Genomic DNA, 20,567 nt, shown 5'->3' on the forward strand with positions numbered 1-20,567 from the left:
TTCATGATTTTATTCTTTTCTTTAATCATGAAAGAATTACATTAAAAATGGCTGATTCTGTATAACAACAAAACCAACCATTAATTTTAATTATTTAATTGTCTACTAGACTGGGTGCAGTTCAAAATGCTCCCTTCAAAGCCTTCATTTTTTCAATGTCTACTTTGAAGGGAGCATTTGATTGATGAATGTCCCAGATTCTTCTTATTCATTGCAATTGCGAGATAATATTTAATGTGGATTAAAAGAGTTCATTAAAACTCAGATATTAGGGAGTGGGACAGAAATGATATTTTCGTAAAATTTATTTCGTCGTCCCACCCCGGCAAGGTTGACTAGAATTGAAAAAAGCTTGTTACAAGCGGATTTTCGTTCAGTCAACTACTGCCATTATAACTTTGTAGAGCCTAGAAGATTGATTTATGTCTCAGGATCTTTACGAATCAACACCTCGACGCATTTTTTCTGCAAGCAAGGTATTATTTAATACCATTGTAATTGTTAATGGACCAACGCCACCAGGAACAGGTGTAATAGCTCCAGCAATTTCTTTAACCGCATCATAATCAACGTCACCTTTTAATTTGCCATTTTCATCTGGCGTATTGCCAACATCGATAATTACTGCTCCTTCTTTGACAACATCTTTTGTTACTAAACCAGGCTTACCAACTGCACTGACTATGACATCAGCATCTTTTAAATATGATGCCATATCCTTTGAACGAGAATGTAAGATTGTTACTGATGCATTTTTTTGAAGTAGTAACTTAGAAACTGGTTGTCCGACAATATGACTTCGTCCAATTACTACTGCATTTTTACCTTCTAAATCAATATCAGCATGTTTTAATATTTCCATGATGCCAAGCGGTGTGCAAGGTACAAAAGTTTGTTCATCGATATATAATTTCCCTATATTTATTGGATGGAAACCGTCCACATCTTTATCAGGATTGATTGCTTCTAATATTTTCTGTTCGCTAACTTGTTTTGGTAATGGTACTTGTACCAAAATACCACTTACAGAATCATCATTATTTAGTCTATTTAGTTCGTTTAATACTTCTTCTTCAGTAGCTGTTTCTTCCAAATGTACGATTTCTGAAATCATACCAATTTTTTCAGCTGCTTTCTTTTTTGATCTAACATAACTTTGACTAGCGCCATCATTACCAACTAATATAACGGATAATTTAGGTGTAAAACCCTTTTCTTTTAGCGCTTCAACTTGATTTTGTAACCCCTGTCTGTAGTCTTTGGCAATTTGTTTACCATCTAAAATTTTAGCAACCATAAAAACTTCTCCTCCTATTGTCAATATCCTAACTTTGTTAGTTCATAAAACTAATTTACATAGCAAAAGACGTAAATTCAAACAAAAAATCAAAATAAAGTTCGATTTTTGATTGAAAAAGCAGAAATTGCTTGTTATGCTATATCTATAATATACAACTAAAGTAATTCACAATTCAAACTTTTGAAAGGGTGTACAAAGTGAAAGTAGCAGTCATTATGGGCAGTTCTTCCGATTGGAAAATTATGCAAGAGAGTTGTAACATGTTGGATTATTTTGAAATTCCGTACGAAAAGCAAGTAGTATCCGCACATCGTACGCCAAAAATGATGGTTCAATTTGCTTCTGAAGCGAGAAAAAGAGGTATAGACATTATCATTGCAGGCGCTGGCGGTGCGGCACATTTACCAGGTATGGTTGCATCATTAACGACGCTACCAGTTATTGGAGTGCCGATTGAAACAAAAAGTTTAAAGGGTATAGATTCTTTATTATCAATTGTTCAAATGCCAGGAGGTATTCCGGTTGCAACGACTGCAATTGGTGCAGCAGGTGCTAAAAACGCAGGTATACTTGCAGCAAGAATGTTAAGTATTCAAAATTCTTCTTTAGTTGAAAAACTAAATCAGTATGAATCTTCGTTAATTCAAAAAGTGGAGGACATGCAAAATGAACTTCAATAAATTAAAGTTTGGTGCGACTATTGGCATTATTGGTGGTGGTCAGCTTGGAAAGATGATGGCACAATCAGCTCAAAAAATGGGTTATAAAGTGGCTGTTTTGGATCCTTCTGAAGATTGTCCATGTAGATACGTTGCACACGAATTTATACAAGCCAAGTATGACGATGAAAAGGCACTCAATCAATTAGGACAAAAATGTGATGTGATTACTTATGAATTTGAAAACATTTCAGCCCAACAATTAAAACTATTATGTGAAAAGTACAATATTCCGCAAGGTTACCAAGCTATACAGTTATTACAAGACCGCTTAACTGAAAAAGAAACATTAAAAAGTGCTGGTACCAAGGTTGTCCCATTCATTTCAGTAAAAGAATCTACAGATATTGACAAAGCAATTGAAACATTAGGATATCCTTTTATTGTAAAAACTAGATTTGGTGGCTACGATGGCAAAGGTCAAGTTTTAATTAACAACGAAAAAGACTTACAAGAAGGTTTTAAATTAATTGAAACTAGTGAATGCGTAGCTGAAAAATTTTTGAATATCAAGAAAGAAGTATCACTTACTGTTACAAGAGGAAACAACAATCAAATCACTTTTTTCCCATTACAAGAAAATGAGCATAGAAATCAAATACTTTTCAAAACAATTGTTCCAGCGAGAATAGATAAAATAGCAGAGGCGAAAGAGCAAGTTAATAAAATTATCCAATCGATTCATTTCATTGGAACATTTACAGTTGAATTTTTTATAGATAGTAACAACCAATTGTATGTGAACGAGATTGCACCAAGGCCTCACAATTCCGGACATTATTCAATTGAGGCATGTGATTATTCACAATTTGATACTCATATTTTAGCAGTTACCGGACAATCATTACCAAATTCAATTGAATTATTAAAACCTGCAGTCATGATGAACTTACTAGGTAAAGACTTAGATTTATTGGAAAATGAATTTAATGAACATCCAGAGTGGCACTTACATATTTATGGTAAGTCTGAGCGTAAAGATAGCAGAAAAATGGGGCATATGACTGTACTAACGAATGATGTAAACCAAACTGAACAAGATATGTACGCTAAATTTGAGGGGAGTAATTAAAGCATGACATTATTATATGAAGGAAAAGCGAAGCGCATTTTCTCAACAAATCAAGAAAATGAATTAAGAGTTGAATATAAAGATGAAGTTACTGCTGGAAACGGGGCTAAGAAAGACACGATGGCAGGTAAGGGGCGATTAAATAATCAAATTACTTCTATTATATTTAAATATTTACAAGAAAATGGAATAGAAAGTCACTTTATTAAGCAATTATCTGAAACAGAACAATTAGTTAAGCCTGTGAAAATAATTCCATTAGAAGTAGTTGTCCGTAATATTGCTAGTGGATCTATTACAAAGCGTTTAGGTTTTGAAAATGGTGAAGTTTTTAGAGAACCACTTGTGGAATTTTTCTATAAAAATGATGCGTTAAATGATCCATTGATAACGGATGACCATGTTAAATTGCTCAATATAGCATCAGATGAAGATATTGAAATACTAAAATCCAAAGCATTAAAGATTAATATTGTGTTGAAACAATTAATGGATGCTATGAATTTAAAATTAGTAGATTTTAAAATCGAATTTGGAAAGACTGAGACTGGTCAAATTTTGTTAGCGGATGAAATATCTCCAGATACATGTCGAATTTGGGATAAAGCTACCAATGCAAACTTTGATAAAGATGTATATAGAAATAACACTGGATCACTGATTGAAACATATCAAATATTTTTAAACAAATTGGAGGATTTAAAATAATGAAAACAATTGAACTACATATCACATTACAACCACAAGTATTAGATACGCAAGGACAAACGCTTACTCGAGCTGTACATGACTTAGGTTATGCACAAGTGAATGATATTCGTGTAGGAAAAGTATTATATATGACAGTGGATGAGGTTAGTGATGAAAAGGTACACAACATTATTACAACTCTAAGTGAAAAATTGTTTGCAAATACAGTGATTGAAGAATATAGCTATAAAGTTTTAGAAGATGAAAAGGAGAATGCATAAAATGAAATTTGCGGTTCTTGTTTTTCCAGGTTCGAATTGTGATAGAGACATGTTTAATGCTGCTATTAAAAGTGGTGTTGAAGCGGAATATGTAGATTATAGAGAAACATCACTAAGTGGATTTGATGGCGTACTTATTCCTGGTGGATTTTCATTCGGGGATTACTTAAGATCTGGGGCAATGGCTAGTGTAGCGCCGATTATTTCTGAAGTTAAACGTCTTGCAGCTGAAGGTAAGCCAGTATTAGGTGTTTGTAATGGGTTTCAAATTTTAACTGAAATAGGCTTATTACCTGGTGCATTATTGCATAACGATTCACATTTATTTATTAGTAGAAATGAAGAGTTAGAAATAGTGAATAATCAAACGGCATTTACAAATCTTTATGAACAAGGTGAAAAAGTTATATATCCTGTAGCTCACGGTGAAGGCCATTATTATTGTACTGATGAAATATATCAACAATTAAAAGCTAACAATCAAATTATTCTGAAATATGTGAATAATCCGAACGGTTCATATGATGATATTGCAGGAATTGTTAACGAAAAAGGCAATGTATGTGGTATGATGCCACATCCTGAAAGAGCTTTAGAAACGTTGTTAGGTACTGATAGTGGTGTGAAATTATTTGAAGCGATGGTAAAAAGTTGGAGGGAACAACATGTCTAAATTTATCGAACCAAGCGTTGAAGAAATTAAACTTGAAAAAGTATATCAAGATATGGGATTAAGTGATCAAGAATATGAAAAAGTTTGCGATATTTTAGGCAGACAACCTAACTTTACAGAAACAGGTATCTTTTCTGTTATGTGGAGTGAACATTGCTCTTATAAACATTCTAAACCGTTTTTAAAGCAATTTCCTACGTCAGGTGAGCATGTGCTTATGGGGCCAGGTGAAGGTGCAGGGGTAGTCGATATAGGTGATAATCAAGCCGTAGTATTTAAAGTAGAGTCTCACAATCATCCATCAGCAATTGAACCATATCAAGGGGCTGCTACAGGCGTTGGTGGAATCATTCGTGACATTGTCTCTATTGGAGCTAGACCTATTAATTTGTTAAACAGTCTTAGATTTGGAGAATTAGATAATAAACAAAACCAAAGATTACTTAAAGGGGTTGTAAAGGGTATCGGAGGTTATGGTAACTGCATTGGTATTCCAACAACTGCCGGTGAAATCGAATTTGATGAACGTTATGATGGCAATCCACTTGTTAATGCAATGTGTGTTGGTGTTATCAATCACGACATGATTCAAAAAGGCACAGCAAAAGGTGTAGGTAATTCGGTCATTTATGTTGGTTTGAAAACTGGTCGAGATGGTATTCATGGTGCTACTTTTGCATCTGAAGAATTGACGGAAGAAAGCGAAAGTAAACGACCTTCTGTACAAATCGGTGATCCATTTGTAGGTAAAAAATTAATGGAAGCAACACTTGAAGCAATTACATTTGATGAATTAGTTGGTATTCAAGATATGGGTGCTGCTGGTTTAACATCTTCATCATCTGAAATGGCGGCAAAAGGTGGTAGTGGTTTACATTTGAGATTAGAACAAGTGCCAACACGTGAGCCAGGTATTTCTCCTTATGAAATGATGCTTTCAGAAACTCAAGAACGTATGTTACTAGTTGTTGAAAAAGGTACTGAACAAAAATTCTTAGATTTATTTGATAAGCACGAATTAGATAGTGCTGTTATAGGTGAAGTTACAGATACAAATCGTTTTGTTTTAACATATGATGACGAAGTTTATGCTGACATTCCAGTTGAACCACTAGCTGATGAAGCACCTGTATATATTTTAGAAGGAGAAGAAAAAAATTATAATACTTCTAAAAATGATTATACACACATCGATGTTAAAGATACTTTCTTTAAATTACTTAAGCATCCGACTATAGCATCTAAACACTATTTATATGATCAATACGACCAACAAGTTGGTGCCAATACGATAATTAAGCCTGGACTTCAAGCATCGGTAGTACGTGTGGAAGGCACAAATAAGGCAATTGCTTCAACAATTGATGGTGAAGCGCGTTATGTATATAACAATCCATATGAAGGTGGAAAGATGGTAGTAGCTGAAGCTTATCGAAATTTAATTGCCGTGGGTGCAACACCATTAGCAATGACAGATTGTTTAAATTATGGTTCTCCTGAAAAGAAAGAAATCTATCAACAGTTGATAGATTCAACGAAAGGTATGGCAGAAGCATGTGACATTCTTAAGACACCAGTAGTTTCTGGTAATGTATCTTTATATAACGAAACGAAAGGTACTTCTATTTTCCCAACACCAGTTGTTGGAATGGTAGGTTTGATTGAAAATGTAAATTATTTAAATGATTTTGAACCTCAAGTTGGAGATAAATTATATTTAATCGGTGATACTAAGGACGACTTTGGTGGTAGTCAACTTGAAAAGTTAATTTATGGCAAAGTTAATCATGAATTTGAGTCATTAGATTTGAGTTCAGAAGTTGAAAAAGGTGAATCAATCAAGACAGCTATTCGTGAAGGGGTATTATCACATGTTCAAACGGTTGGTAAAGGTGGCTTACTGATTACCTTAGCTAAACTAAGTGCGCATTACGGTTTAGGATTAAAGTCTTCAATAGATATAACAAATGCACAATTGTTTAGTGAGACACAAGGCCGATATGTTGTTTCTGTTAAATCAGGTAAAACTTTAAATATTGATAATGCAATAGAAATTGGACTTTTAACAGATAGTGATAATTTCAAAGTAACAACACCATATACAGAGATTAGTGAAAATGTTTCAGATATTAAACAAATATGGGAAGGGGCAATTGCTCAATGTTTAACTACTCAGGATTAAACGAAGAATGTGGCGTGTTTGGTATTTGGAATCATCCTGAAGCAGCGCAACTAACATATATGGGACTTCATAGTTTGCAACATCGTGGTCAAGAAGGTGCAGGTATAGTTGTTTCTGATCAAAATGAATTAAAAGGCGAGCGAGGATTAGGCTTACTTACTGAAGCGATTAAAGATGACCAAATGGAACGATTAAAAGGATATCAACATGCAATTGGTCACGTCCGTTATGCTACTTCAGGTAATAAAGGTATTGAAAATATTCAACCGTTTCTGTATCACTTTTATGATATGAGTGTAGGTATTTGTCATAATGGTAACCTCATTAATGCTAAATCATTGCGTCAGAATTTAGAAAAACAAGGTGCTATCTTCCATTCGTCTTCTGATACTGAAGTCATTATGCATTTGATACGTCGAAGTAAAGCTCCTACTTTTGAGGAAGCGTTGAAAGAAAGTTTGCGAAAAGTTAAAGGCGGTTTTACATTTGCGATTTTAACTAAAGATGCGTTGTATGGCGCAGTAGATCCAAATGCTATCAGACCTCTTGTTGTAGGTAAAATGAAAGATGGTACATACATTCTTGCAAGTGAAACATGTGCAATAGATGTGTTAGGTGCAGAGTTTGTTCAAGATATTCATGCGGGTGAATATGTCGTGATTAACGATAAAGGTATTACAGTTAAATCTTATACACATCATACGACAACTGCAATTTCTGCGATGGAATATATTTATTTTGCGAGACCAGATTCAACGATTGCTGGCAAAAATGTTCATGCAGTGCGTAAAGCTTCTGGTAAAAAATTAGCCCAAGAAAGCCCTGTAAATGCTGATATGGTCATCGGTGTACCCAATTCATCGCTATCAGCTGCGAGTGGTTATGCTGAAGAAATAGGTTTGCCATATGAAATGGGACTAGTTAAAAATCAATATGTTGCAAGAACATTTATTCAACCAACTCAGGAATTACGTGAGCAAGGTGTGAGAGTGAAGTTATCTGCGGTAAAAGATATAGTAGATGGGAAAAATATCATTCTTGTTGATGATTCCATTGTTCGCGGTACGACAATTCGACGCATTGTGAAAATGTTAAAAGCTTCTGGTGCAAATAAAGTGCATGTGCGTATAGCATCACCGGAATTTATGTTCCCAAGTTTTTATGGAATCGATGTTTCAACTACGGCAGAATTAATTTCTGCAAGCAAATCACCTGAAGAAATTAAAGATTATATTGGCGCTGATTCATTAGCATATCTATCTGTAGATGGGTTAATTGAATCAATTGGTTTAGATTATGACGCGCCATATAGTGGCTTATGTGTAGAAAGTTTCACTGGAGATTATCCTGCAGGGTTATATGATTATGAAGCAAATTATAAAGCACACTTAAGTCATCGACAAAAGCAATATATTTCTAAAAATAAACACTTTTTTGATAGCGAGGGAAATTTAAATGTCTAAAGCATATGAACAATCTGGTGTAAATATTCATGCTGGTTATGAAGCTGTAGAAAGAATGTCTAGTCATGTTAAACGTACGATGCGTAAAGAAGTTATCGGTGGTTTAGGTGGATTCGGTGCTACATTTGATTTATCACAATTAAATATGACAGCACCAGTTTTAGTTTCTGGAACAGACGGAGTAGGTACGAAATTAAAACTAGCTATCGACTATGGTAAACATGATTCGATAGGTATCGATGCAGTCGCAATGTGTGTTAATGATATTTTAACGACAGGTGCAGAACCATTATATTTTTTAGATTACATCGCTACAAACAAAGTTGTTCCTGAAGTTATTGAACAAATTGTTAAAGGTATTAGTGATGCATGCGTTGAAACGAATACTGCACTTATCGGTGGAGAGACTGCTGAAATGGGTGAAATGTATCACGAAGGCGAATATGATGTAGCCGGATTTGCAGTTGGAGCAGTTGAAAAGGATGACTATGTAGATGGTTCAGAAGTGGAAGAGGGACAAGTTGTTATAGGGCTTGCGTCAAGTGGCATTCATTCAAATGGATACAGTTTAGTGCGCAAATTAATTAATGAATCAGGCATTGAATTGGCATCAAACTTCGATAATCGTCCATTTATAGATGTCTTTTTAGAGCCAACTAAATTATATGTCAAACCTGTACTTGCTCTGAAAAAAGAAGTTTCTATTAAGGCAATGAATCATATTACTGGTGGAGGTTTTTATGAAAATATTCCACGTGCATTGCCAGCCGGATATGCTGCTAGAATTGATACTACATCATTTCCAACGCCAAAAATATTTGATTGGTTACAACAACAAGGCAATATAGACACAAATGAAATGTATAACATTTTTAATATGGGTATTGGCTATACGGTTATCGTTGATGAAAAAGATGTATCACGCGCTTTGAAGATTTTAGCAGAACAAAATGTGGAAGCCTATCAAATTGGTCATATTGTGAAAAATGAGTCAACTGCAATCGAATTGTTGGGGGTATAACAATGGTTAAAATTGCGATTTTTGCATCAGGTTCAGGAAGTAACTTTGAAAATATAGTTGAGCATGTTGAATCAGGAAAACTTGAAAATATTGAAGTTACGGCGCTATATACGGATCATCAAAATGCGTTTTGTATAGATAGAGCAAAAAAGCATGATATTCCTGTTTATATTAATGAACCAAAAAAATTTGATTCAAAAGCAGCGTATGAACAACATTTAGTAACATTATTAAATGAAGATAAGGTAGAGTGGATTATTTTAGCTGGCTACATGCGCCTAATTGGTCCAGACTTATTAGCATCATTTGAAGGTAAAATATTGAATATACATCCATCTCTATTGCCGAAATATAAGGGGATTGACGCAATAGGCCAAGCATATCATAGTGGCGATACTATTACTGGTTCGACAGTACATTATGTTGATAGTGGTATGGATACGGGAGAAATTATTGAACAGAGACAATGTGATATTAGACCGGACGATTCAAAAGAACAATTAGAAGAGAAAGTAAAAAAATTGGAATATGAGTTATATCCAAGTGTTATTGCTAAAATTGTAAAATAAGGAGTATGTATGTGATGAAGAAAGCTATTTTGAGCGTATCAAATAAAACAGGTATTGTAGAGTTTGCTAAAGCGCTAACGCAATTAAATTATGAATTATATTCAACAGGTGGTACTAAACGTATATTAGATGAAGCAAATGTACCAGTTCGTTCTGTTTCAGACTTAACACATTTTCCAGAAATAATGGATGGCCGTGTTAAAACATTACATCCGGCTGTTCATGGTGGCATTTTAGCTGATCGAAATAAACCGCAGCATTTAAATGAATTATCAGAACAACATATAGATTTAATTGATATGGTAGTAGTTAATTTATATCCATTCCAACAAACTGTTGCAAACCCTGATGTGACGATGGACGAAGCAATTGAAAATATTGATATTGGTGGTCCAACAATGTTACGTGCTGCAGCTAAAAACTATAAACATGTAACAACAATTGTACATCCTGCAGATTATCAAGAAGTATTGACGCGATTAAGAAACGATTCGTTAGATGAGTCATATAGACAATCATTAATGATCAAAGTTTTTGAGCATACTGCAGAATATGATGAAGCGATTGTACGTTTCTTTAAAGGGGATAAAGAAACTTTAAGATATGGAGAAAATCCACAACAATCAGCGTATTTTGTGAGAACTTCGAATGCTAAGCACACGATTGCAGGCGCTAAACAATTACATGGGAAACAATTAAGCTATAACAATATTAAAGATGCAGATGCTACACTAGCTTTAGTTAAAAAGTTTGATACACCTGCTGCAGTTGCAGTTAAACACATGAATCCATGTGGTGTTGGTATCGGTGACACGATAGAACAAGCATTTCAACATGCGTATGAAGCGGATAGTCAATCAATATTTGGTGGAATTGTTGCATTAAACCGAGCTGTAACACCTGAGTTAGCAGAGCAATTGCATAGTATCTTTTTGGAAGTCATTATTGCACCAAAATTTACAGATGAAGCATTAGATATTTTAAAACAAAAGAAGAATGTAAGATTATTAGAAATTGATATGACTATAGACAGTAACGAAGAAGAGTTTGTTTCAGTATCTGGCGGATATTTAGTTCAAGATAAAGACAATTATGTCGTGCCAAAAGAAGAAATGAAAGTTGTTACAGAAGTTGCACCTACTGATGAACAATGGGAAGCAATGCTATTAGGATGGAAAGTTGTACCATCAGTAAAAAGTAATGCAATTATTTTAAGTAATAATAAACAAACTGTAGGTATAGGTGCTGGACAAATGAATCGTGTCGGTGCTGCTAAAATTGCGTTAGAGAGAGCTATTGAAATCAATGATCATGTAGCGTTAGTATCTGATGGATTTTTCCCTATGGGAGATACAGTTGAACTTGCAGCACAACATGGTATAAAGGCAATTATCCAACCGGGTGGTTCGATTAAAGATCAAGATTCAATTGATATGGCTAATAAACATGGTATTGCAATGGTAGTCACAGGCACTCGACATTTTAAACACTAATTTTAAAGGGGCGTAACATAAATGAATGTATTAGTAATTGGTGCTGGTGGACGAGAACATGCACTTGCATATAAACTTAATCAATCGAATCTAGTTAAACAAGTGTTTGTTATTCCAGGTAATGAGGCAATGACACCTATAGCTGAAGTACACACTGAAATTTCAGAATCTGATCATCAAGGGATACTAGATTTTGCTAAACAGCAAGATGTTGATTGGGTTGTTATAGGTCCTGAACAACCGCTAATTGATGGATTAGCAGACATTTTACGAGCGAATGGTTTCAAAGTGTTTGGTCCAAATAAGCAAGCTGCTCAAATCGAAGGCTCAAAATTATTTGCTAAAAAGATAATGGAAAAATATAATATTCCAACTGCGGATTATAAAGAAGTTGAGCGAAAAAAGGATGCTTTAACATATATTGAAAACTGTGAATTGCCCGTTGTTGTCAAGAAAGATGGGTTAGCTGCTGGGAAAGGCGTTATTATTGCAGATACTATTGAAGCAGCCAGAAGTGCTATTGAGATTATGTATGGTGATGAAGAAGAAGGTACTGTTGTATTTGAAACGTTTTTAGAAGGTGAAGAGTTCTCGCTAATGACATTTGTTAATGGTGATTTAGCAGTTCCTTTCGACTGTATTGCACAAGATCATAAACGCGCATTTGATCATGATGAAGGACCAAATACTGGTGGTATGGGGGCTTATTGTCCAGTACCACATATTAGTGACGATGTTTTAAAACTTACAAATGAAACGATTGCACAACCCATTGCAAAGGCAATGCTTAATGAAGGTTATCAATTCTTCGGAGTATTATACATTGGTGCTATTTTAACTAAAGATGGTCCAAAAGTAATTGAATTTAATGCCCGTTTTGGAGATCCTGAAGCTCAAGTATTATTAAGTCGCATGGAAAGTGATTTAATGCAGCATATTATTGATTTAGATGAAGGAAAACGTACTGAATTCAAATGGAAAAATGAATCTATTGTAGGGGTCATGTTGGCATCAAAAGGATATCCTGATGCATATGAAAAAGGGCATAAAGTAAGTGGCTTTGATTTAAATGAAAACTATTTTGTTAGTGGATTAAAGAAGCAAGGTGATACCTTTGTTACTTCAGGTGGTAGAGTTATACTTGCCATCGGAAAAGGTGACAATGTACATGATGCACAGCAAGACGCATACGAAAAAGTATCTCAAATACAAAGTGACCATTTATTCTATCGTCATGACATTGCGAATAAAGCACTACAACTTAAATAAGTATATTTAAAAATACTAAGATTAGCTATGAACGAATCTATAACGATAGATTTTTTCATAGCTTTTTTAGTTGTAGAGTCTAGGACATTGATTTCTGTACCAAATTTGTGATTATGTATATGTAATACAAAAGAGGCGCCACAACATGTTTGGATGAACAAAATAACATGTTTGTGGCACCTCTTTTGTTTAGTATGGAATAAATGGTTTTCTTTTTCTATACAATGAATTTCTAATTTAGTATCTATACAATTATGGATAAAATTTAACCTACACGACCAAGACGAACATCATCTATGCCCGTGATGGGTAAATTGATTGAACAATAATATGCCAAAGTAATAATGGCAATTAAAACTATAATAAAGATTACATCTTTATATGAGAAAGGTACGTTGTAATAGTAAGTACGAGGACCATCTCTAAATCCTTTCGACTCCATCGCAACTGATAATTGATGAGCCTTTCTAATGTTTTGGCTTAATAGAGGTATGATTAAATGCTTAAATCGCTTTAATCCTCTATAATTTGATGCGTCTATCATCTGATAGCGCATTTTTAAAGATCTGCGAAGCTGTATTAAAGAACTAATCATTAAAGGTATCATACGAATGGCAGCCATGAATGCATAAGCAACTTTTGATTTAACCTTTAAATGTTGCATTAAACTATAAAAAATCATGACAACCTGAGATGTGAGTGCGATTAAGATACCGAAAAATGAAATAGCAATGGTTCTTAATGAAACATGTAAACCACGAACTAAACTTTCTGTTGTAATATGGATAAATCCGAATTTCAAAATTGTATGGCTACCGTTCCCGTATAAAATCATGAACAGGGAAGAGAGTAATGCAAAGCCAATACTTATAGTTATAAAAATTGCTGTAATTTTAAACTGAGTACCATTAAACATCAATAAGAAAACTAACATTAAGATAGTGATATAAAGCATAAAATCGAAATTATGCACAAATATAATAAAGAAAAATAGTATAATTCCAAGAAATAGTTTCGTTATAATGTTGACATCATCAACAAATGATTGCCGAACTTTCCATTGCTCATACATTCGTATCACCATCACAATCTAGTAACGCACCATCTGAAATTTTAAGTCTTCTTGATGGATAACGTTCAATTATTTCATCGTCATGTGTAACCATGACAATACTTTGTCCCAAATTAATTCGTTTTTGGAAAAGTTTGATCAACTGGAATGTATTATGGCTATCAAGTCCAAATGTCGGTTCATCTAAAAAGATGATATCAGCTTTAGAACTTAGTGCGGTAGCTACGCTAAGGCGTCGTTTTTGACCAATAGACAACTCATAAGGATGTTGATCTTTTACATTTTCTAAATCTAAAAGTTTTAAAAGTTGCATCGTTTCATCATCACTTTGATCTTTAGAAAGGTGATTAAAATGAATGTTAATTTCATCATAAACCGAATTTGTTATAAATTGTAATTCTGGGTTTTGATAAACTAGATACATGTGTTTTGCTGCATGTTTAATTTTTGTTAAACGCTGATTTTCAAAATAAACATCACCTTGATATTTAATCAATTGCATAATTGATTCAAGCAAGGTTGTTTTACCACTACCATTTGCCCCTGTAATTGTAATCCACTCACCTAGACCAATTTCTAAATCTGAGAATGAGAGCAATGTTGATTTACCGCGAATAATACGTCCATTTTTAAATTGTAATAAGTGTGAGTTTGCTGTTGGAAAGTCAACACGACTTGGTGCGAATTCCCATGCACGTGGATGCCACACACCATATTCACTGAGTAAATGAACATACTTCTGTAATATGATTTCAGGACATTCATCGGCAATGATATTTCCGTTATAATCCATCAAAATGACGCGGTCGACATGATTCCAGATGTGTTTAACTTTATGTTCAACGATTACAACAGTTTGATTTTCCCAAAGTTCAATTAGTTTAGTCCATAAATCTTCTGTTGCTTGAACATCTAACATTGCTGTCGGTTCATCTAAAAACAATGTTTTTGATTGTTGAAGAATGGTTTCAACAATTGCCAATTTCTGTTTCATCCCGCCACTTAAATCTTTGATATACGTTTCAGGGGTAACATTTAAATTGACCATATTTAAAGCATTGATAATTAACGCATCCATGTCTTCACGTGGTACTTGTCTATTTTCTAAAACGAATGCAAGTTCTTCGTATACTTTTGGCATACAAAACTGGCTATCAGGGTCTTGGAAAATAACGCCACTTAATGGGTCTACGATTAGTTCATCATATTTCATAGGTAATTCTATTAAATTAGGAACAATACCACTTAATACATTCAGAAGTGTACTTTTACCGCAACCAGAAGGACCGAGTAAAAGTACTTTTTCTTTGTCTTGAATAGTGATATTTAAATGATCGAAAATTTTACGCTGACCACTTGGATATTTTAATCGTAAATCACTTACTTTTAACACTCTGAATGGCTCCTCTTATAAGTTGTCGTAATCTTCTTTAGCAGCTGGTCTAAATAATTTTGTTACACCTGTCTTATCTAAAGCTTTTACTAAAAGGTATGATAAGACGCCGGCGACTACTGCACCACTAATTAATCTAAATACGATGAATAATGTTAAGTTCCAACCTGCAACTTCATTTAAATAACCATAGAAATAATCTATCGGGAAAGCCGCGATTGCTGTACAAAAACCTGCTAACATAGCTACCATAACTGAACGAGATTGATATTTAAAAATTGCAAAGACAAGTTCACACGCTAAACCTTGTATAAAAGCGTAAACAATTGTCGGAATATCGAAACGACCCATAATGATAGTTTCGCCGGCACCTGCAGCAAATTCAGCCAGTAAAGCAATACCTGGTTTTGGAATAATTAGATAGCAGACAATCGCTGCCATGAACCAAACCCCGTTTGTTAATTGTTCGAGGTGAAGGCCTGTAGCTTGAACACCATTGTAAACAAACCACCATAAATTGTAAATAACTGCGAATACTACTGAAATAAGTACGGTTACTAGTATTTCAGATAGCTTTAAACCTTTTGACATTTTTACATCCTCCTAATAAAAAAACGCACAACCATCCATAGGAAAGTTATGCGTTCACAATATATATTAGTAAAACATATGTATAGTAACACTTTCCTACGCTAGTTCAAGCTAGATCAGGTTCAAAGGGTTTGAGGGCAAGCCTCATCTCAGTATAAAACACCCCTAGTGTGTGCGATTTATTTAATTAATTATACTGTAAGACGTTTGTAAACTTATGTCAATAGGTTGTCTTCATGAAATTTCGTTTAATTCGATTTAAAATTTATAATATTAGCATTGGATTTAAATTGAAGATGTAGTAGGAATGTTAGTAATTAAAGATATAAAAATATGTGACATGTAATAATATTGAGCTGATAAATGAAGAGGGGTACTTATCAATCATACCTTTTTAACAACAGTGAAGAATCCGTGCATAATGGCTTATAAATTATAGTTTGTAAGGTAAAAGAGGGATACTTGCGCCGAGCACAAGCATAAAAGCCCCTAACAACTAAAAGTTGTAAGGTAAAAGAGGGATACTTGCGCTGAGCGCATGCATAAAAGCCCCTTACAACTAAAAGTTGTAAGGGGCTCTAAATTAATTTAGTGTATCTTGGATATCTTGTTTTGTTTGATTAATATCTTCTGTTTTTTCTTCTTTTTTATCTTTTAATTTTTCTTCAACTTCTTTAGCTTTTTCTGCTGCTTTTTTATTTTGATTTTCATTTGACATGATTAATTCCTCCCAAATTGGATAATTATTTATATATAAATCTTACCCGGTTGTACTTTCGTTAAACTTTTCTAAGTCTATAGCACTATTTATTCATTTATCTAAAGACAACAACATTAGATTAATATATAATGATTTTGAGGTGAACATAATGTCTTTTCTTAGGAAACACGCCGAAATTATTTTTAGCTATTTAATCGGTATCGTTTCACTCTTCACTGGTCTCATTATTTTAATTAACTTGCCATTAATTAAACAATTAAATGGTGGTAAAAAAGTTGATACACATGTTCATAATGTGTGGGAATTTCTGAATGCATTTTTCAGTGAAATTATTAAAGTAATGAGTCGATTTATAGGTAATTTCCCTATAGTTAGTGCAATTGTGATAATTATATTCGGTATTTTAGTTATGTTGATTGGTCATACATTACTTAGAACTATTAAGTATGACTATGATATTTCTATCTTTTTCTTAGTTATCGGTATCATGTACTTTATTATTACTCTTATATTAATGACACAAGTTTATGGATTCTTTGCAGTGATTTTCATTATTCCATTTACAATTCATATAGGATATATCGTCTATAAAGATGAATTGAATCAGGAAAATGTAAAAAATCATTTCATGTGGATAATTGTGAGTTATGGTATAAGTTACTTAATTACACAAATTGCATTGTATGGCAGAATTGATGCTAATGAAATAGAGTCAATTGATATCTTAAGTGTCAATGCTTTCTTTATAATTATGTGGTTACTTGGTCAAATGGCTATTTGGAATTTCTTGTTCTTGCGCCGAGCTTTACCTTTAACAAAGCAAGAATTAGGTGAAGAGGAGCCAGAATTATCAAGAACAAGTAAAGGGAATGTCACGAATCAAACTAAAATTCACTTGAAACAACTCCAAGATAAGACTACAGAATATGCACGTAAGACAAGAAGAAGTGTCGATTTAGATAAAATTAGAGCTAAAAGAGATAAATTCAAAAAGAAAGTTAATGATATTATCGATATTCAAGAAGACGATATTCCTGATTGGATGAGAAAACCGAAATGGGTTAAACCAATGTATGTCGAACTATTTTGTGGTGTCGTCATCTTTTTATTCACATTTTTAGAATTTAATAATCGTAATGCATTATTTGTATCTGGTGATTGGAAATTATCACAGACACAATATGTTATTGAATGGGTTACATTACTAATTCTGCTATTCATTATTATCGCATATATCGCTACAACGTTAACTTTCCACTTGAAAGGTAAGTTTTATTATTTACAACTATTTATGGGGAGCATTTTATTCTTTAAATTGTTAACGGAATTTATAAATATAATGATTCATGGACTACTACTTTCAGTGTTCATTACGCCAACATTACTATTAATGTTATTGGCAATCATCATTTCTTATTCGTTACAATTACGAGAGCGACCATAATTAAAAGCATTATAAAAGTACTATCTATTAAACATTTTGATGTGTACGCTATAAGTTAGATATATCTCTAACTTATTTAGATACAGGTCAATGAAGTTTATGGATAGTACTTTTTTTGTAACTAGATTTGATTGATTCAGGTGATGCGAATTAAGTATTGAAAATTGTATACAAAGTTTTAGTGCAAATAAAATAGTTGAAAAGTTATCCATTTGTAAAATCAAGAAAACTAGTAAATAGTTGAAGCGACATATGGAATTGGCGAAACGATATATAGTATTTCCTTTGTAGAAATTTAACATATATCATTCGAATTACTAATTTGTTAAAATCAACAGTAAGATTAGAAGTAGATGATATTGAAATTTGGCAAACAATTTAATCTATATAAAACTACAACGATACACAGAAAGGAAGTTGTCAGATGAAAATAGCAACTCTGAACAAAGGCAAAGAAACAAAATATTTTAATGGATATCCTTTAATTGAAGAAGAGGATATCTATTCACAAGATCATTTAAAAGAAGGAGATATTTTTCAAATTGTGACTGATAAATCACAATATGTTGCAACGGCTTATGTTGGTCGCCAACATAAAGGATTAGGTTGGGTTCTAACATACGATAAAGCTCAAGAAATCAATACAGCTTTCTTTGTGAAATTGTTTAAAACTGCATTAGCAGAACGTGATTATTATTTTAATATAGATGGAACAAATGCTTTTAGATTATTTAATGCTGAAGGTGATGGTGTTGGGGGATTGACGATCGACAATTACGATGGCCATTTGTTGATTCAATGGTACTCAAAAGGTATTTATAAATTTAAATATGCCATTCTTGAAGCGGTTAGAAAAGTATTTGATTATAAATCTATTTACGAAAAAGTAAGATTTAAAGACAGCGAATATAGTGGTGGTTTTGTTGAAGGCGATGCACCTGAGTTTCCAATTGTTATCGAAGAAAACTTCACATTTTATAACGTAGACCTTGAAGATGGTTTGATGACAGGTATCTTTTTAGATCAAAAAGAAGTGCGCAAGAAATTAAGGGATCAATATGCCAAAGAACGCCATGTTTTAAACTTATTTAGTTATACAGGTGCTTTTTCTGTAATAGCAGCAAGTGAGGCATCTTCAACAACAAGTGTAGATTTGGCTAATCGTTCTCGTAGTTTAACTGAAGAAAATTTTGGATTAAATGCTATTGATCCTAAATCTCAATATATTTATGTCATGGACACTTTTGATTTCTATAAATATGCTGCACGTCATGGACATAGTTATGACACGATCGTGATTGATCCACCTAGCTTTGCACGCAACAAAAAACGTACATTTTCAGTGCAAAAAGATTATGACAAATTAATTAATGGCGCCTTAAATATCTTATCATCTGAAGGAACATTATTATTATGTACAAACGCAAGTGTATATCCATTAAAGCAATTTAAAAATACTATTAAAAAGACACTTGAAGAGAGTGGCGTTGATTATGAATTAACTGAAGTTATGGGATTACCAAAAGATTTTAAAACACATCCACATTATAAGCCATCTAAATATTTAAAAGCTGTTTTTGTAAATATTAGACATTAATTTGATAAAAAGGGGTATAGTAACTTATTGAGAAAAAGAAGGGTGATAATATTATGGGATTCAAAAATAATTTAACGTCAAATTTAACTAATAAAATTGGTAATTCAGTTTTTAAAATAGAAAACATTAATGAAAAGGGTGCAATGCCTACGACAATTAAAGAATTAAATGAAAGACGACAACGTGCTGAAGCAATTGTAAAGAGAAAGTCTTTAATGTCATCAACAATGAGCGTTGTTCCAATTCCTGGATTAGACTTTGGTGTTGATTTAAAATTAATGAAAGATATTATCGAAGATGTTAATAAAATTTATGGCTTAGATCATAAGCAAGTTAATAGCCTTGGAGATGATGTGAAAGAAAGAGTTATGTCTGCAGCAGCAATTCAAGGTAGTCAATTTATTGGTAAAAGAATTTCAAGTGCATTTTTAAAAATAGTTATTAGAGATGTAGCTAAACGTACTGCTGCAAAACAAACGAAATGGTTCCCGGTAGTAGGACAAGCTGTATCTGCATCAATTAGTTATTATTTTATGAATAAAATTGGAAAAGATCACATTCAAAAATGCGAAAATGTTATTAAAAATGTCATGTAGGTGCTATAATAGTTTTGCAATTTGCAAATTTTACTGAAACCGGTTTTAAACGAATTGAATTTAAAGCATGGTTTTGGTAAAGTTAATGTATAAAACTAAGTTAGTATTGTAATAATATTGAAGATTCTAACTATACGAAGGAGAAATGTAATTATGGAACAAAATTCATATGTAATCATCGACGAGACTGGTATTCACGCTAGACCAGCAACAATGTTAGTACAAACAGCTTCAAAATTCGATTCTGATATTCAATTAGAATATAACGGTAAGAAAGTTAACTTAAAATCAATCATGGGTGTTATGAGCCTTGGTGTTGGTAAAGATGCTGAAATTACAATTTATGCTGACGGTAGTGATGAATCTGACGCCATTCAAGCAATCAGTGACGTCTTATCAAAAGAAGGATTGACTAAATAAT

20 protein-coding genes and 1 riboswitch are annotated in these 20,567 nt (G+C 33.2%); of the genes, 15 read left to right on the forward strand and 5 right to left on the reverse strand.

Translation table 11 applies throughout. From position 1 onward, the window contains the following. Positions 1-436 precede the first annotated feature (436 nt). On the reverse strand, positions 437-1,297 hold the full coding sequence (gene folD / locus IDG45_RS10675; protein ID WP_000225846.1) for a bifunctional methylenetetrahydrofolate dehydrogenase/methenyltetrahydrofolate cyclohydrolase FolD: 861 nt from the start codon (positions 1,295-1,297) through the stop codon (positions 437-439). A 200-nt stretch (positions 1,298-1,497) separates the two neighbouring features. On the opposite strand from folD, the gene purE reads away from it, so the two are divergent. Genes purE through purD form a run of 11 tightly spaced genes read left to right on the forward strand, consistent with a single transcriptional unit; the run spans position 1,498 to position 12,732 of the window. After that, positions 1,498-1,980 (forward strand): 5-(carboxyamino)imidazole ribonucleotide mutase, encoded by a 483-nt coding sequence (purE, locus tag IDG45_RS10680; RefSeq protein WP_001807178.1) that lies wholly within the window; start codon positions 1,498-1,500, stop codon positions 1,978-1,980. Continuing rightward, complete coding sequence (gene purK / locus IDG45_RS10685) at positions 1,967-3,091, forward strand: 5-(carboxyamino)imidazole ribonucleotide synthase (protein ID WP_001010403.1); 1,125 nt, start codon at positions 1,967-1,969, stop codon at positions 3,089-3,091. The genes purE and purK overlap by 14 nt, the downstream gene beginning before the upstream one ends. A gap of 3 nt (positions 3,092-3,094) precedes the next feature. Next, positions 3,095-3,799 carry a phosphoribosylaminoimidazolesuccinocarboxamide synthase gene (purC, locus tag IDG45_RS10690; protein ID WP_000174052.1) on the forward strand — a complete coding sequence of 235 codons (705 nt, stop codon included), beginning with the start codon at positions 3,095-3,097 and terminating at the stop codon, positions 3,797-3,799. After that, positions 3,799-4,062, forward strand: a complete 264-nt coding sequence (gene purS / locus IDG45_RS10695; RefSeq protein ID WP_000848351.1) for a phosphoribosylformylglycinamidine synthase subunit PurS — start codon at positions 3,799-3,801, stop codon at positions 4,060-4,062. The genes purC and purS overlap by 1 nt, the downstream gene beginning before the upstream one ends. A gap of 1 nt (position 4,063) precedes the next feature. Continuing rightward, positions 4,064-4,735, forward strand: a complete 672-nt coding sequence (gene purQ / locus IDG45_RS10700; RefSeq protein WP_000666799.1) for a phosphoribosylformylglycinamidine synthase I — start codon at positions 4,064-4,066, stop codon at positions 4,733-4,735. Continuing rightward, entirely contained in the window at positions 4,728-6,917 is a 2,190-nt protein-coding gene (gene purL / locus IDG45_RS10705; protein ID WP_000032747.1) for a phosphoribosylformylglycinamidine synthase subunit PurL, read from the forward strand. The genes purQ and purL overlap by 8 nt, the downstream gene beginning before the upstream one ends. After that, positions 6,896-8,380 (forward strand): amidophosphoribosyltransferase, encoded by a 1,485-nt coding sequence (purF, locus tag IDG45_RS10710; RefSeq protein ID WP_086034323.1) that lies wholly within the window; start codon positions 6,896-6,898, stop codon positions 8,378-8,380. Before purL ends, purF begins: the two co-directional genes overlap by 22 nt. After that, positions 8,373-9,401 carry a phosphoribosylformylglycinamidine cyclo-ligase gene (gene purM, locus IDG45_RS10715; RefSeq protein WP_000030808.1) on the forward strand — a complete coding sequence of 343 codons (1,029 nt, stop codon included), beginning with the start codon at positions 8,373-8,375 and terminating at the stop codon, positions 9,399-9,401. The genes purF and purM overlap by 8 nt, the downstream gene beginning before the upstream one ends. Before the next feature lie 2 nt (positions 9,402-9,403). Beyond that, positions 9,404-9,970 carry a phosphoribosylglycinamide formyltransferase gene (purN, locus tag IDG45_RS10720; RefSeq protein ID WP_031927753.1) on the forward strand — a complete coding sequence of 189 codons (567 nt, stop codon included), beginning with the start codon at positions 9,404-9,406 and terminating at the stop codon, positions 9,968-9,970. A 14-nt stretch (positions 9,971-9,984) separates the two neighbouring features. Then, positions 9,985-11,463, forward strand: a complete 1,479-nt coding sequence (gene purH / locus IDG45_RS10725; protein ID WP_000709282.1) for a bifunctional phosphoribosylaminoimidazolecarboxamide formyltransferase/IMP cyclohydrolase — start codon at positions 9,985-9,987, stop codon at positions 11,461-11,463. A 21-nt stretch (positions 11,464-11,484) separates the two neighbouring features. Beyond that, positions 11,485-12,732, forward strand: a complete 1,248-nt coding sequence (gene purD / locus IDG45_RS10730; protein WP_001101910.1) for a phosphoribosylamine--glycine ligase — start codon at positions 11,485-11,487, stop codon at positions 12,730-12,732. A gap of 265 nt (positions 12,733-12,997) precedes the next feature. On the opposite strand, the gene IDG45_RS10735 is transcribed toward purD, so the two are convergent. The 4 genes from IDG45_RS10735 to graF form a co-directional block, all read right to left on the reverse strand. Then, positions 12,998-13,804, reverse strand: coding sequence for an energy-coupling factor transporter transmembrane component T family protein (locus IDG45_RS10735; protein WP_000273259.1), 807 nt, complete (start codon positions 13,802-13,804; stop codon positions 12,998-13,000). Next, a complete protein-coding gene (locus tag IDG45_RS10740; RefSeq protein WP_000921977.1) occupies positions 13,797-15,197 on the reverse strand; it encodes an ABC transporter ATP-binding protein in 1,401 nt (466 codons plus the stop codon). Before IDG45_RS10740 ends, IDG45_RS10735 begins: the two co-directional genes overlap by 8 nt. 15 nt (positions 15,198-15,212) lie before the next feature. After that, positions 15,213-15,788, reverse strand: a complete 576-nt coding sequence (locus IDG45_RS10745) for an ECF transporter S component (RefSeq protein WP_000033477.1) — start codon at positions 15,786-15,788, stop codon at positions 15,213-15,215. A gap of 76 nt (positions 15,789-15,864) precedes the next feature. After that, a riboswitch (TPP riboswitch) is annotated at positions 15,865-15,965 on the reverse strand. Positions 15,966-16,371: 406 nt separating this feature from the next. Continuing rightward, positions 16,372-16,506 carry a glycopeptide resistance-associated protein GraF gene (graF, locus tag IDG45_RS10750; protein ID WP_000064214.1) on the reverse strand — a complete coding sequence of 45 codons (135 nt, stop codon included), beginning with the start codon at positions 16,504-16,506 and terminating at the stop codon, positions 16,372-16,374. Between the two features lie 151 nt (positions 16,507-16,657). Between graF and auxA the strand changes: the two genes are divergently transcribed. The 4 genes from auxA (at position 16,658) to IDG45_RS10770 (ending at position 20,566) form a co-directional block, all read left to right on the forward strand. Then, on the forward strand, positions 16,658-17,953 hold the full coding sequence (gene auxA, locus IDG45_RS10755) for a lipoteichoic acid stability factor AuxA (protein WP_000009069.1): 1,296 nt from the start codon (positions 16,658-16,660) through the stop codon (positions 17,951-17,953). A gap of 424 nt (positions 17,954-18,377) precedes the next feature. Next, the gene (locus IDG45_RS10760) at positions 18,378-19,550 is read left to right on the forward strand and encodes a class I SAM-dependent rRNA methyltransferase (RefSeq protein ID WP_000685058.1); all 1,173 of its coding nucleotides are present in this window, start codon (positions 18,378-18,380) and stop codon (positions 19,548-19,550) included. 53 nt (positions 19,551-19,603) lie between these two features. After that, entirely contained in the window at positions 19,604-20,146 is a 543-nt protein-coding gene (locus IDG45_RS10765) for a hypothetical protein (RefSeq protein ID WP_000505962.1), read from the forward strand. Positions 20,147-20,299: 153 nt separating this feature from the next. After that, a complete protein-coding gene (locus IDG45_RS10770) occupies positions 20,300-20,566 on the forward strand; it encodes a phosphocarrier protein HPr (RefSeq protein WP_000437472.1) in 267 nt (88 codons plus the stop codon). Position 20,567: the final 1 nt, after the last annotated feature.

The sequence above is a fragment of the Staphylococcus sp. EG-SA-10 genome, assembly GCF_017151945.1.
Taxonomy (GTDB): Bacteria; Bacillota; Bacilli; order Staphylococcales; family Staphylococcaceae; genus Staphylococcus; species Staphylococcus aureus.

Bases quoted from the DNA above. Each gene is read 5' to 3' on its own strand.
- folD (WP_000225846.1), bottom strand. From the start codon at position 1,297: ATGGTTGCTAAAATTTTAGATGGTAAACAAATTGCCAAAGACTACAGA.
- purK (WP_001010403.1), top strand. From the start codon at position 1,967: ATGAACTTCAATAAATTAAAGTTTGGTGCGACTATTGGCATTATTGGT.
- purC (WP_000174052.1), top strand. From the start codon at position 3,095: ATGACATTATTATATGAAGGAAAAGCGAAGCGCATTTTCTCAACAAAT.
- purS (WP_000848351.1), top strand. From the start codon at position 3,799: ATGAAAACAATTGAACTACATATCACATTACAACCACAAGTATTAGAT.
- purQ (WP_000666799.1), top strand. From the start codon at position 4,064: ATGAAATTTGCGGTTCTTGTTTTTCCAGGTTCGAATTGTGATAGAGAC.
- purL (WP_000032747.1), top strand. From the start codon at position 4,728: ATGTCTAAATTTATCGAACCAAGCGTTGAAGAAATTAAACTTGAAAAA.
- purF (WP_086034323.1), top strand. From the start codon at position 6,896: ATGTTTAACTACTCAGGATTAAACGAAGAATGTGGCGTGTTTGGTATT.
- purM (WP_000030808.1), top strand. From the start codon at position 8,373: ATGTCTAAAGCATATGAACAATCTGGTGTAAATATTCATGCTGGTTAT.
- purN (WP_031927753.1), top strand. From the start codon at position 9,404: ATGGTTAAAATTGCGATTTTTGCATCAGGTTCAGGAAGTAACTTTGAA.
- purH (WP_000709282.1), top strand. From the start codon at position 9,985: ATGAAGAAAGCTATTTTGAGCGTATCAAATAAAACAGGTATTGTAGAG.
- purD (WP_001101910.1), top strand. From the start codon at position 11,485: ATGAATGTATTAGTAATTGGTGCTGGTGGACGAGAACATGCACTTGCA.
- IDG45_RS10735 (WP_000273259.1), bottom strand. From the start codon at position 13,804: ATGTATGAGCAATGGAAAGTTCGGCAATCATTTGTTGATGATGTCAAC.
- IDG45_RS10745 (WP_000033477.1), bottom strand. From the start codon at position 15,788: ATGTCAAAAGGTTTAAAGCTATCTGAAATACTAGTAACCGTACTTATT.
- graF (WP_000064214.1), bottom strand. From the start codon at position 16,506: ATGTCAAATGAAAATCAAAATAAAAAAGCAGCAGAAAAAGCTAAAGAA.
- auxA (WP_000009069.1), top strand. From the start codon at position 16,658: ATGTCTTTTCTTAGGAAACACGCCGAAATTATTTTTAGCTATTTAATC.
- IDG45_RS10760 (WP_000685058.1), top strand. From the start codon at position 18,378: ATGAAAATAGCAACTCTGAACAAAGGCAAAGAAACAAAATATTTTAAT.
- IDG45_RS10765 (WP_000505962.1), top strand. From the start codon at position 19,604: ATGGGATTCAAAAATAATTTAACGTCAAATTTAACTAATAAAATTGGT.
- IDG45_RS10770 (WP_000437472.1), top strand. From the start codon at position 20,300: ATGGAACAAAATTCATATGTAATCATCGACGAGACTGGTATTCACGCT.